The sequence below is a fragment of the Mucilaginibacter lacusdianchii genome, assembly GCF_009770985.1.
Lineage (GTDB): Bacteria > Bacteroidota > Bacteroidia > Sphingobacteriales > Sphingobacteriaceae > Mucilaginibacter > Mucilaginibacter lacusdianchii.
Genome location: NZ_WSRW01000001.1, coordinates 1,162,122 through 1,175,298 on the forward strand (window position 1 = coordinate 1,162,122; position 13,177 = coordinate 1,175,298).

8 protein-coding genes are annotated in these 13,177 nt (G+C 43.5%); 1 reads left to right on the forward strand and 7 read right to left on the reverse strand.

All coding sequences use genetic code 11. The annotated features are described in order from the left end of the window. Positions 1 to 21: 21 nt before the first annotated feature. Genes GPM24_RS05245 through GPM24_RS05260 form a run of 4 tightly spaced genes read right to left on the reverse strand, consistent with a single transcriptional unit; the run spans position 22 to position 4,680 of the window. A complete protein-coding gene (locus tag GPM24_RS05245) occupies positions 22 to 1,254 on the reverse strand; it encodes an ABC transporter permease (RefSeq protein WP_158825669.1) in 1,233 nt (410 codons plus the stop codon). 21 nt (positions 1,255 to 1,275) lie between these two features. Then, a complete protein-coding gene (locus tag GPM24_RS05250) occupies positions 1,276 to 1,941 on the reverse strand; it encodes an ABC transporter ATP-binding protein (protein WP_158825670.1) in 666 nt (221 codons plus the stop codon). 20 nt (positions 1,942 to 1,961) lie between these two features. Continuing rightward, positions 1,962 to 3,419: a TolC family protein gene (locus tag GPM24_RS05255; RefSeq protein ID WP_158825671.1), complete on the reverse strand. Its 1,458-nt coding sequence runs from the start codon at positions 3,417 to 3,419 to the stop codon at positions 1,962 to 1,964. A 13-nt stretch (positions 3,420 to 3,432) separates the two neighbouring features. After that, positions 3,433 to 4,680 carry an efflux RND transporter periplasmic adaptor subunit gene (locus GPM24_RS05260; RefSeq protein WP_158825672.1) on the reverse strand — a complete coding sequence of 416 codons (1,248 nt, stop codon included), beginning with the start codon at positions 4,678 to 4,680 and terminating at the stop codon, positions 3,433 to 3,435. Positions 4,681 to 5,001: 321 nt separating this feature from the next. Here GPM24_RS05260 and GPM24_RS05265 point away from each other — a divergent pair, with 321 nt between their 5' ends. After that, on the forward strand, positions 5,002 to 7,410 hold the full coding sequence (locus GPM24_RS05265; RefSeq protein WP_158825673.1) for an ABC transporter permease: 2,409 nt from the start codon (positions 5,002 to 5,004) through the stop codon (positions 7,408 to 7,410). A gap of 92 nt (positions 7,411 to 7,502) precedes the next feature. Here the strand turns inward: GPM24_RS05265 and GPM24_RS05270 are convergent, their stop codons facing one another. The 3 genes from GPM24_RS05270 to GPM24_RS05280 are packed head-to-tail and all read right to left on the reverse strand — an operon-like array spanning position 7,503 to position 12,850. Then, a complete protein-coding gene (locus GPM24_RS05270; protein ID WP_158825674.1) occupies positions 7,503 to 9,803 on the reverse strand; it encodes a GH92 family glycosyl hydrolase in 2,301 nt (766 codons plus the stop codon). A 30-nt stretch (positions 9,804 to 9,833) separates the two neighbouring features. Continuing rightward, positions 9,834 to 12,125, reverse strand: coding sequence for a GH92 family glycosyl hydrolase (locus GPM24_RS05275; RefSeq protein ID WP_158825675.1), 2,292 nt, complete (start codon positions 12,123 to 12,125; stop codon positions 9,834 to 9,836). A gap of 14 nt (positions 12,126 to 12,139) precedes the next feature. Further along, positions 12,140 to 12,850: a basic secretory protein-like protein gene (locus GPM24_RS05280; protein ID WP_158825676.1), complete on the reverse strand. Its 711-nt coding sequence runs from the start codon at positions 12,848 to 12,850 to the stop codon at positions 12,140 to 12,142. Positions 12,851 to 13,177 lie beyond the last annotated feature (327 nt).

A 13,177-nucleotide genomic window follows, 5' to 3' on the forward strand; every position in this document is an offset into this window, starting at 1 on the left:
GATTTTAAGGATTGATTAAATTTATGATGCTTTTAAAGCAGTAACTACATTGAGTTTTGACATGCGCCAAGCCGGATAAACGCCCGAAAACAAGCCGAATACTAGGCAAATGAGCATAGCGTAGAACAGTACGGTGAAATTCAAACTTAATTCCAGATTAGCGATAAATCGGGCCTCGTTAATAAAGTACATGGCTATAACAGAAAACACAACCCCTATCAATCCGCCCAAAAAGGTAAGAATCAGGTTTTCGACTATAAACTGATAGACTAAAGTTTGTGACGATGCGCCGAACGCCTTGCGCACACCAATTTCTGATGACCGCTCCATGATGCGGGTAATATTGATATTAACCAGGTTTAAAGTTGGCAACAGCATTACAAACAAGGCAAACAGCGATAAAATAGTCAGCACAATGGTTAAGCCTGACTTTTGTTCGTTGCCCGTACGTACATAAGATATGATGTATGGGTCGGCATGGCTGTAAATTTTATTATACTGCTTATCGGGCATAGGTAGCCGTGCAACCATCTGGTCATACTCCTGCTGCATTTTGGGCACGTCGGCTTTGTTGGCCGCCAGCATAATGCCGTTAAACTCGCCCATGTAACCTTTATCATGAACCAAGTCTTTTTTTGATACGGTGTAGGGCAGATAAATATCAGCATACAGGCTGTAGGATGTAATCGGTATATTTTTTACTACACCACAAACCCGGTATTTAACATTATCCGCTTCTAGGTACTTACCCACAGCAGGGCCGCTGTCTTCGCCAAAGTATTCGTTCTTCATATCTTCTGATATGACGGTTACCCGTTCGGCATTGTCTATTTGCTGCTTGGATAAAGCTTTCCCTTCCAAAAATTCGTATTCCAGCACATCCCAGTAATCGGCATTGGTATATTTATAGTTGATTGGGATTTTACGGTTATTTACGTAGGTATTGGTTGCACTAAAATTAGTAGAGATAGCCAGCTTAACCGGTGTTTTAAGGCCGCCTACGTAGTGAGTAAGATAGTAGTAAGATAAAGTGGTAGAATTCATACTCCCATTACCCCGAAGTTCCATATTCTTAACATACAGCGAACGGTCGCGCTTACGGTCTGGATAGGTGTCATTCACCGTTTTATCAATAAAAGCAGCTGCTACCATTAATATGGTTAGGGTAAAGCTGATACCGAACAAGCTGATGAACGTGAAAAACTTGCGCCGCTTCAATACCGCTATGGCTATTTTAAAATAGTTTTTTAACATGACTTTATGGTTTAGGCTGATTTATAAAACTTGCGAACCATCAAACAGGCGTACCAGGCGATGCGTTTTTTGCGCCATGTGCTCATCATGCGTAACCATTACAATGGTGGTACCATCATTTTGATTAAGGTTTAAAAGAATGTCCATAATCTCGTTACCCATGGTGCTATCCAGGTTACCGGTTGGCTCGTCGGCCAAAATAATTTCCGGGCGACCCACAATAGCCCTGGCAATAGCCACACGCTGCCGCTGCCCGCCCGACAGCTGTGTTGGAAAGTGTTTCATCCGGTTGCTTAAGCCCACTTTTTCCAATGCCTCACTGGCCAATTGTCGCCTTTCTTTAGCGCTGGTGTCCCGGTACAACAAGGGTAGCTCTACATTATCAAGCACCTGCAAATCGTTGATCAGGTGATAGCTTTGAAAGATGAAGCCCAACTTTTGATTGCGGAACTTAGCCAGTTGTTTATCGTTCAATTGATCGGTGGTTTGGTCGGCTATTTTAATGTTACCTTTTGATGGCGCATCCAGCAACCCCATAATATTTAACAAGGTACTTTTGCCACAGCCCGATGGCCCCATGATAGACAGGAACTCGCCTTTGGCAATATGCAAACTGATATTATTGAGTGCAAGGGTTTCAATGTTGGTGGTTCGGTACACCTTTTCAACGTTTTGTAAACTGATCATGATGGTTTGATTATAATATTTTAATAGGTTATTTTCCAGTTATTTTCAAAATCGTATAGTGACAGGTAGCGCAGCTGATAATAAGCGCCCCAGAAATCGCGCAGGGCATTAATAAAATCGCGCTTGGCCTGGTCTTTTTCCTGAAAGGCAATGCTTAGGTCGGTAATGCTTAAATCGCCCAGTACGTATCTGTCACGGGCTATCTGGTACTTTTCACCAGCTATGCTGTCGGCTTGTGCGTTAGAGGCAATTTGCTCTTTAAGCATGTTAAACAGGGTTACCTGGGTGATGATCTGCTGGCGAAAGGTTTGCTTATCCTGCTCTACTGCGTATGCGGTGAACTGCTCATTGGCTTGCGCCGTTTTGGTTTTTGATTTACTGCGCCCCCAATCCAGTATAGGAATGGAAAATTGCAACTGTAACAATTGCTGATCGCGCGGTGATCGATACACAGCCGGGATACTGGTAGCGCTGTTAGAAAAACCCATATTTGCAGTCAAACTGGCCGTTAAACCGGTTTGCCCTTTAGCCAGTGCCACATCGCGCTTGGCCTCGGCAATACGACGGACAAAGGCAATGGCATCCGACCGGTTGGCAAAAGCCTCGGCCAGCACTTTATCGGTACTTACCTCCATTGTACTGATTTGCTGCGGTACCACCAACGCTATATCCGCAGTACCATCAAACCCCATATAACTGCGTAGCGTTAAGGTGGCTATTTGTATGTTCCGTTTGGCTACCCCTACTGCTTTTTGGGCGTTAAGCAATTCAAGCTGCAGTTGCAGAATTTCATTTTTAGATACTTTTCCAATTTCAAATTTAAGGTTAGCTATTTTTAGAATTTGACGCGTGTTGGATAAGTTCAATTCGGCCACCTGCAGGTTTACCTGGGCCAGCAGCAGATCAAAAAAGTATCCTTCTACAGTAACTGCGATTTGTTCTTGTGATTCGATAAATGCCTGCTTGCTTTCGTTAAATTTTAACGGCTCAATCTTTTTGTCCCACTTTAGGCTATTGAATTGAAATAGTGGCTGACTAAAACCTATAGCATACGGCACGCCATTATACAAAACATTATTGCGGTCAAAATCATCAAACCTTTGCAGGTTGGTGGTGCCATAAATGGTTGCACCGGTAGCCGTAATGGTCTGGCTGAAATCCAGCTTTAGGCTTGAGTTGTCATTATGTATGGGTTGAAATAAAATGGTACCATCAGGCTGCAATACTTGCTGGTAGGTTTTACTGTATCCCGGCAGTATACCACTTAAAGATAGTTGTGGCTGATAATTAGACTTGAAAGTTCGCCATTGCCAATACTTGGTTTCCCGCTCGGCAATGGCCTGTTTGGCTGCAATGGAATTACTGCGGGCTAGCTCCACTACCTGTGGCAAAGTAAGGCGCAGGGTATCGGTTGTAGCTGCATTACCTATATGGGTTGCGCCAAATACAAAAAACAGTATATAAAAAAAGTGTTTCATATTGCAGAGGCGGTTAATTTTTGATGGTAAGCTCTTTGACATTCTTAAACTCGCTCATATCCGAGCTAATCACCATATCGCCGGGCTTTAAACCGTCTTTAATTTCTACATAGTCAAAATTGCTTAGGCCCAGGTTAACCTTGCGCCGTTCGGCTTTATTGCCGTTTAACACAAACACATCTTGTGTGCCCACACCTTTAAAAGCCGGCCCGTTAGCTACCCGTTTCACCTGGCTATGCGCTGCAGTTACCAAAAACACGTCTACCTTCATATTAGGCCGAAGCTGCTTATCATAGCGCTGATCCAACTGTACATCATAACTTACCGTGCTATTTTGTACCGATGGATATACGTTAACCACGTGACCACGCATTTGGGTGTCATTAAACCGCACAATTGCCGGCATCCCATTGTGTAACTGGTCCAGATAGTTATCAGAAATACTTCCGGCCACCTTAAAGCTGCGCAGGTCGGCAATGCGGGCCAGAATTTCGCCTTCTTTGACGGTGGCCCCGATGTTTTTGTTGATGTAGGTAATGACGCCATTGCGGGTAGCCACTACGTTAGCCAGTTTAAGTTTGCGTTCCAGTTCCTTTAAATCACTCTGCTGAATGGCGGCTGCAATTTCGGCTTCCTGCTCTTCTACCTGCATGGTTTGCTGCTTGCTTTTAATCTCGTTCTCCAGTTGCTTTTTTTCCAGTTGGGCAACTTTAAGGTTCAGTTCTGCCTGCTCAATGCCTTCGCGGGTGCCTCCTCCCGCTTTGTACAGGCGTTTGGCATTTTCTACAGCGTCCTGCAAATTGGTTATCCGCAATTGTTTGATGGCATTGTTAGATTGGATATCGAAGAAGCTTTTATTCAGATCGAGCCTGAGCTTTTTAATCTCGCTACGCTTAGTTTCAAGTTGAAATTTGAGCTTGGTATATTCGTTTTCACTAGCCGATTTATCCAAAATTAAAACGGACTGCCCTGCTTTAACAGTGGTACCTGCATCCATTACCGCACTTTTAACGGAGGCATTAATAGGGCTGGTAATCACTTCTTCAAACTCGGGTAGTATCTCACCTGTTGCATTTAGCGTATTTTCTACATCGCCAACTTCAACCTTAACAATATTGATTTCATTACGGTTAACAGATGATTTAAAGAACTTGCGAATACCCCACAAGGCAGTTATTAGCCCGGCTATACAAAGCGCTATAATCAGGATGTTTTTCTTTTGCCTTTGCGATTTTATTTCGGCAGGTATTTCGATGTCCATTGCAATAAGTATTTGCCTGTACTTTTGCAAGCCTCATACCATAGTTAACTAACTATATATCAACATTTTAATATGCTATCGAATTAAAAAAGCGCCCGATATCGGACAAAATGTTTGATATTGAAAACTTTAACTCCTCTTTTTGCATCGCCTTATAATAGGTTTTTAGAGAATTGCGCATTATCTGCCAGCGGTTGATTACGCGCACTATCGAACGCAAAGTGTCCGATAGCGAACACAAACAATATTGCAAATATCTATGAATCAGCACATTATTTAATGGCATAGAATTTTAGCTTTTTCAGTACCAACACCTGAAACATGTTAAAGCACTTCTTATTGATCGCCGGTCGCAATTTGCTGAAAAGAAAATTTTACAGCTTCATCAACATTTTAGGCCTGGCTATAGGCATGACGTGTTGTATCCTTATTGCCTTATATGTAAAGCATGAGCTTTCGTTTGATCGTTATCACGAAAAGCATCAGCGTATTTACCGGGTGTTGCACGCTTATCGCACGCCCGAAGAAGGACAAAAACGCAACTCCCTTTCTCCCCAGGATTACCAGGTTTGGGGCTGTGCTCCGGTTGGCCCGGCACTAACAGCAGACTTTCCGCAGGTAGAGCAAGTGGTGCAAATGATGAGCCCGGTAAGTTTGCTGCTGCAAGCCGGTGATAAACGCCTGCAACAAGACAACCTGATTTGTACCGATTCTACCGCCTTCCGGGTCTTTAGCTGGAAGCTTTTGCAGGGCGACCCGAAAACCGCACTGGTAGCGCCTAACAGTATTGTTTTAACACAGCAAGTAGCACAAAAATTCTTTGGAAATAAAAATGCGGTAGGGCAAACGCTAAAGGTAAATAATAGTGAAAGCTTTACGGTAACCGGCGTGGTTCAAGATGTTCCGGCCAATTCACAAATTACTTTTAACGGTCTTATTTCCATGTCTACCGCCCGCAAATGGCAAGCAGATGTTTTTAACATGTGGGGCTATGTAGATTTTTATACTTACTTTTTACTAAAAGAACATACCGACATCAAACCGATGGAAGCAGCGATACCAGGGTTTGTAAAACGGCACAACCAAGACCCAGGCTACACCATCGCCTTTGAACGTTTGGATGACGCTTACCTGCATTCTAAAGCTACCCGGCAGCCCGGACCGGTTGGAAATATGCTTAACCTTTACCTGTTTTCCTGCGTCGGACTCATCATTCTGCTGATTGCCTGTGTCAACTTCATGAATTTATCTACAGCACGTTCATTGGAAAGGGCCAAAGAAGTAGGTGTACGTAAAGTGCTTGGTGTATCGCCTGTAGCCTTGCGCCGGCAGTTTTTACTGGAATCTTTTTTGGTGGCCATCATTGCTGCTGTACTGGCAGTTATTTTTATTAAAATCAGCTTACCTCTGGTTGCCAGCCTATCTGGCAAAGCCTTTATGCCACAGGTATTCTTTAGCGGGCAGTTATTGCTGTGGATGCTGGCGCTTATTTTGATAACAGGTTTGCTTGCGGGCACTTACCCGGCTTGGTTCTTGTCCCACTTTCAACCTATAGCCGTTTTAAAAGGCGCCTTTAAGCCATCGCACAGCAACATATCGTTAAGAAAGGGGTTGGTTATTTTTCAGTTTGCGCTATCTATAACCCTCATTGCCGGAACTATCATTGTATACACCGAACTTAAGTTTTTGAATAATCACGATTTGGGTTTTAAAAAAGACCAGATGCTCATCATCAATTTTGAGGGAGATAACCAGGTAAGGCAAAACATCGAATCCATTAAAAAAACGATTGCCAACCAGCCGGGTGTTGTATCTGTTGCCGCGTCACGCGCGGTGCCGGGTGAGTTTTTGCCTAATGCAGGTACCAATATACAAAGCGCTAGTGGCGATATGATAAATAAAGGACCTTTGATTTACGAAATAGATTTTGACTTTATTCCGTGCCTCAAAATCCCGCTGGTGGCAGGTCGAAATTATTCACGTGCTTTTTTAACCGATAGCACGCAGGCTATGATTATAAACGAGGCCGCTGCAAAGCTGTACGGTTACCGAAATCCTGCTGATGCTGTTGGTAAAAAGTTTGCGCAATGGGACAGGCAAGGCACCATCATAGGCGTGGTGAAAGATTTTAATTTCCGCTCGTTGCATACTGGTGTTGAGCCTTTAACCCTGCGCTATGGTATGCCTTATTCACTCAATCGTATGATTGTGTCTGTAAAGGGCGATAATGTTAATTCTACCATAAAAGCAATTGAAAGGAACTGGAAAATTGTGGCACCACAAAGACCTTTCTTATATTATTTTCTAGATCAGTCGTTTAATAAGCAATACCAGGCCGAGCAACATTTTGGCTACCTGTTTTCACTATTTTCTTTTCTGGCTATCTTCATCGCTTGTTTAGGATTGTTTGGGCTGGCTACATTTACCGCACAGCAACGCACTAAAGAAATCGGCATCCGTAAAGTTCTGGGGGCCTCGGTGGTTAATATCGTGGTACTCATTAGCAAAGATTTTATGCGTTTGGTGATGATTGCCATTGTTATAGCTATACCGCTGTGCATTCTGGTGATGAATCAGTGGCTCAAAGATTTTGCTTATCGGATCACGATAAGTCCGGGCATTTTTGTGGCCACAGCAGGTATTGCATTTTTTATTGCGCTGGCTACCATAAGTTGGCAATCTGTAAAAGCAGCTCTGGCTGCGCCGGTAAAGTCAATCAGAAATGAGTAAAAATAAAGAAGCCTGTAACGGATTGTTACAGGCTTTTTCTTAGTTCAAATACTTAATAGATTTCATCTATAAATCTATTCAAACTTATATTGTTATTTAGCATATCCAAACATCAAAGGCACATCTTGTGCTTTTGTACCCCAGCTTTTGTTTGGCTTACTGCCCATAGTAAACTCAAGTTTACCACCGTTTGCAATATCATTTTGGGTGATATACGCTTTATCATAGGCTTTGCCATTTAGTTTTACTGATTGGATATAACAATTGGTTTTGCCAGCATTTTTTACGCTAACATTAAACGTTTTGCCGTTAGCTAACTGAATAGCGGCCTTTTGCAATATAGGCGACCCGATAGCATACACCCCGTTAGCCGGGTTAACCGGATAAAAGCCCATAGCGCTGAAGGTATACCATGACGACATTTGCCCGCAATCTTCGTTACCTGAATAACCGGATGATGAATTGTTGTACAACTCGTTCAGCACCTTGGCTACATACATCTGCGTTTTCCAGGGCTGACCAACATAATCATAAAAATAGGCTACGTGGTGACTAGGCTCGTTGCCATGAGCATACTGCCCGATAAAACCCGACGCGTTGCCATTTTTCTCGGCCGAGGTATCAGCCAAAGTAAAGAATTTGTCCAGCTTAGCTATAAACGCATTTTTACCGCCAACCAAATCAATTAAGCCCGGTACGTTTTGAGGCACATACCAAAAGTACTGCCACGCATTACCCTCGGTGTAAGGGTTGCCACCGTTACCACCATATTGCATAGGGTTGAACGGCTCAAGCCACTTACCATCAGCTTTTCTACCTTGAAAGAAGCCTGTTTTTGGATTGTACAGGTTACGGTAATACTCCGACCGAGCCATAAAATGGTTGTAATCATCTGTTTTACCCAAATGCTTGGCCAGTTGTGCCACGCACCAATCATCATAAGCTACCTCTAAAGTGATAGATACCGATTGTGACTGGATATCCTCCGGTATAAACTTATACTTTTCCCACGTAGTAAAAGGCGATCCAGGATGATCGGTGATGGACGATCCCTTAACAGCCGCATAGGCTTTCTCTGCATCTATTCCCGGTGTGCCTTTCAAGATGGCATCCACAATAACCGGGATGGCATGATTGCCTATCATACAATAGTTTTCATCGCCCCATAATTGCCAGATAGGTAAATAACCATAGGTATCGTACTGGCGCATCATGCTATTGATAAAACCTGCGGTTTTTTCGGGCTGAATAAGCGTATACAACGGATGCGCCGCCCGATAGGTATCCCACAACGAAAATGTAGAATAATGAGTTTTATCAGGAGCCGTACGGATGGTCATATCAGTAGCCTGATATTCGCCGTTTACATCGGCCATATTATTAGGCTGGGTAAAGGCATGGTACAAGCCGGTGTAAAATATTTGCTTTTGATCGGGCGTACCTTCAACAGCAATTTTACCCAGCTCCTTTTCCCACTGTGATTGGCTTTGCTGGCTTACCTGGTTAAAATTCCAGCCGGGCAGCTCAGCTTGCATATTTTGGCGAGCATTTTCGATACTCACCGGCGATAAAGCCACTTTAATCATTACCTGCTCTTTATCGGTAGTGTTAAAGTTGAATGCGGCTTTAATGTTGGTTCCGTTGATGATGTTTCCATTTTCATATCGGCGGCCACCATTGGCCAGTACGGTACCGGTAAATGGTTTAGAAAACTCGGCACGGAAGTAAACTTTACGTAGCCTTGCCCAGCCCGTCAGGATGCGGTATCCTTCAATGGTATGATTGTCCACCACTTTTATTTCGGCACCAATAATGCGGCACGACCAGTAATTCCGCTTTTTATCCAGCGAGTGGTCCATGTCTAATATAATGTGCGACTGGCTGCTTTGCGGAAAGGTATAACGGTGCAAGCCCACGTGCGAGGTAGAGGTCAACTCGGCATTGATGCCGTAATCCTGCAACATTACCTGGTAATACCCTGGCCATGCCTGCTCTTGCTGATGCGAGAACGAAGAACGATAGCCACTACCTTTTGTTTCGGCTTTGCCGGGGGTAAATTTGATATCACCGGTGGTAGGCATCAGCAATACATCAAACAAATCGGACACACCAGTGCCGCTTAAGTGCGTATGGCTAAAACCTACAATAGTTTTGTCGTTATGATCATACCCTGATGCCGGATCGTTGGGTGCATCTTGTGTATCAGGGCTAAGCTGTACAAACCCGAAAGGTACGGTTGGCCCCGGAAAGTTACTGCCCGATAGGCTGTTTTTATCAACAGCACCGGTACCAATGAATGGGTTTACATATTGCGCCCACCCCGATGCCGGCTTAGTTTGTGAAGCAGCGATTTGGCTGGAAGCCAAAAGCGCTGCTATAAGTGTTTTTTTCATTAAAACGGTTTCTTTCAAATCGGTGTATTCTTACTTATCGTTGATAGATAGTGAGTAAGGTACATCAGTGGCTTGAGTTCCTTTTTGTTTATTAGGTGTAGCCTGCATGGATAAGTTAATAGTAGCACCTTTTTGCAGTTCGGAGTGGCTGATCCAGTTTTTGGAATACGCTTTTCCGTTGTACAAATAGTTGCCCACATATTTATTGCTGGCACTGTTTTGCGGTGCATTAATGGTTACTGTTTTACCACTTTCCAACTTTAAGGTTACTTTCTTGAATAGTGGTGCACCCAATACGTATTGGTCGGTGGCCGGTGTTACCGGGTAAAAGCCCAATGCAGAGAATACATACCATGCTGACGTTTGCCCATTGTCCTCATCGCCACAGTACCCGTCTGGCGTTGCTTTGTAGAGGCGGTCCATCACCTCGCGTGCCCAATACTGGGTTTTCCAAGGCTCGCCGGCATAGTTGTACAGGTAAATCATGTGTTGGATAGGCTGGTTGCCGTGAGCATACTGTCCCATGTTCATGATCTGCATCTCGCGGATTTCGTGAATTACGCCGCCGTAGTAGCTATCGTCAAATACGGGTGGCTGGCTAAAAACGGAATCTAGCTTTTGAACAAATTTTTGTTTTCCGCCCATCAGGCCAATAAGTCCATTGATGTCTTGGAACACACTCCATGAATAATGCCAGCTGTTACCCTCGGTAAAAGCATCACCCCATTTGGTAGGGCTAAACGGCGCTTGAAAAGATCCGTCTTTATTTTTACCCCGCATTAATCCGGTGCTAGGATCGAACAGGTTTTTGTAGTTGAACGCCCGTTTTTTGTACAAAGCAATTTCAGACTGAGGTTTACCTAACGCTTTACCTAATTGGTAGATGGTAAAGTCATCATAGGAATACTCCAACGTACGGGCAGCATTTTCATTGATTTTTACATCATATGGTACATAGCCTAATTCGTTATAATACTTCACGCCATAACGGCCGGTAGCCGATATAGGCCCTTCGTTATTAGCGCCATGAATAAGCGCCTCATACAACTTATTGATGTCATAACCTCTCAAACCTTTCATGTAAGCATCAGCTACAACCGCTGCCGAGTTGTTACCCACCATAATGTCAGCATAACCTGGGCTACTCCACTCAGGCAGCCAGCCGCCTTCTTTGTAGTCGTTAATTAACCCTTGTTGCATCTCTTTATTGATAGACGGATACATCAGGTTTAAAAAAGGATACAAGGCGCGGAAAGTATCCCAAAAGCCGGTACCAGCAAATTTGTAACCAGGCAACACCTGACCGTTTTGCGCACTGTAGTGTATAGGTTGACCCTTTGCGTCTAATTCATAAACCTTGTTAGGGAACATTACCGTACGATACAAGCAAGAATAGAAGGTACGGGTTTGATCTACCGAGCCGCCCTCAACCTGTAGTTTTCCTAATGTATTGTTCCACGCGGTACGGGCCTTTTCTTTAATAGTAGCAAAGCTTTCGGTTCCTAACTCACGTTTTAAACTTAACTCGGCCTGCTCAAAGCTGATGAAAGAAGAAGCTACACGCAGGTGTACCTGTTCGCCTTTAACGGTTTTAAAGCCAATTACAGCTCCTGCATGGTTGGCTTTAACCTCTAGCGAGTCGTTACCCGCCAGGGTTTTGCCATGCCATGCTTTGGCTAAGGTGAAAGGTTTGTCGGTATAAATAACAAAGTAATTTTTAAACCCTGGCATTCTTCCGCGCGAATAGCGAGTAGAGTAGCCGATGATTTTGTTTTCTGATGGGATAACCTTGATGTAAGAACCGCGGTCAAACGCGTCAATCACCACAAAGGCGCTATCGGTTTTAGGGTAAGTAAACTGGAACTGTGCGGCCCGTTCAGTAGGTGCCAGTTCGGCTGTCACGTCATGATCGGCTAAATACACGCTGTAGTAGTAAGGTTTACTTACTTCTGCCTTGTGCGAAAACCAGCTGGCTCGTTTATCCTGATCAAAATTCATATGACCGGTTACAGGCATAATGGCAAACTGACCATAGTCGTTCATCCAGGGCGAAGGCTGGTGAGTTTGTTTCAGGCCACGAATCTTGTCGGCATCGTAGACATACTGCCAGCCGTCGCCCATCTTGCCGGTTTGCGGTGTCCACAGGTTCATGCCCCAAGGCACCCCAACTGCCGGGTACGTGTTGCCGTTTGAGAGGTCTACCTTCGAGGCGCTACCCATCAACGGATTCACCCAATCTGCCGGCGACGCAACAGAACCTACCTGCTGTGCGAACAGTGATTGAGATGATAAAAACAGTAAAATGCTTAATATCTTTTTCATGAGAACAATAATAGTTAAATAACAGGATTAGCTATATAGGTGCTCCAAAGCTCATCGATAGTTTTGCCGGTTAGTTGTTTCCAGCTAGCCTCAGTATAAGTATGTGCTCTTAACTGGCTGTCTAACTTCTTAACCAGGTTTTTATCTGTATGCTTTTCAGCCCAAACAAAAAAGCGGGCAGTAATTCTGTAGCTGTTTTTGTAACTCTGTCCGTCTTTATAAGGGGTTAAGCTCCATTTAGCGCCTTCGTTATCTACACCAAATTTATAGCGTACATAGTCAGCAATACCTTCGGTTAACCATACTGGGCCTGCACTATAACCATATTCCTGTACAATGTGCATTACCTCGTGCGTTACCACATCAATATCGGTAGGTGTGCGCATCATCCATCCCGGGTTATAGCGTATAATGGAACCACTTGTTGCAGCTACACCTTTGTAATTAGGATCAATAATAAAAATGACTGTTTTAAGTGTTTTTTTATTATAAGTTTTAGCCAGTTTAGGATATACGTCAAAAAAAGTATCTTCCATACGTTGTTTAATGGCGTTACCAGATTGCGCAAAAGTGGAGTCTTTGTTTACAAAAATAAGCGTATAGCCTTTTTTGCTGATAGAATCGCGAGTTAAATACGAACCTACTTTATCCCATGAATCCTGGGCTTTGGCGGCAAAAGCAGAAGCCGTTAAAAACAAACAAGTTAAAAAATTACGGATTTTCATTATTTGATAGTTTATATATGTATATAAAGTTTAAGCTTTATAAAATGCTGTAGAGTATATGTAGCTGTACTTAACAAGTTAAAATGTAACTTATTTTATTACGTGTTATCACCAAGTCTATTTATAAGTTAGTAACAATGTAATAATCATCTGCCACGCTCATATATCGTCAGTATGCTTGTTGACTTGGACATCTTCAGTTTGTCATTCCCACCACATTGAGGCAAATAATCTGATTTGCATCAAGCCACAACACATGCTACCTACCCATCTCAATCTTATTACTGAAAGAATATCTGTAAAACTAAAAATATATTTCTACTTGAT

Excerpts from the sequence above, each read along its gene's own strand:
- GPM24_RS05245 (WP_158825669.1), bottom strand. The coding sequence starts at position 1,254 with ATGTTAAAAAACTATTTTAAAATAGCCATAGCGGTATTGAAGCGGCGC.
- GPM24_RS05250 (WP_158825670.1), bottom strand. The coding sequence starts at position 1,941 with ATGATCAGTTTACAAAACGTTGAAAAGGTGTACCGAACCACCAACATT.
- GPM24_RS05255 (WP_158825671.1), bottom strand. The coding sequence starts at position 3,419 with ATGAAACACTTTTTTTATATACTGTTTTTTGTATTTGGCGCAACCCAT.
- GPM24_RS05260 (WP_158825672.1), bottom strand. The coding sequence starts at position 4,680 with ATGGACATCGAAATACCTGCCGAAATAAAATCGCAAAGGCAAAAGAAA.
- GPM24_RS05265 (WP_158825673.1), top strand. The coding sequence starts at position 5,002 with ATGTTAAAGCACTTCTTATTGATCGCCGGTCGCAATTTGCTGAAAAGA.
- GPM24_RS05270 (WP_158825674.1), bottom strand. The coding sequence starts at position 9,803 with ATGAAAAAAACACTTATAGCAGCGCTTTTGGCTTCCAGCCAAATCGCT.
- GPM24_RS05275 (WP_158825675.1), bottom strand. The coding sequence starts at position 12,125 with ATGAAAAAGATATTAAGCATTTTACTGTTTTTATCATCTCAATCACTG.
- GPM24_RS05280 (WP_158825676.1), bottom strand. The coding sequence starts at position 12,850 with ATGAAAATCCGTAATTTTTTAACTTGTTTGTTTTTAACGGCTTCTGCT.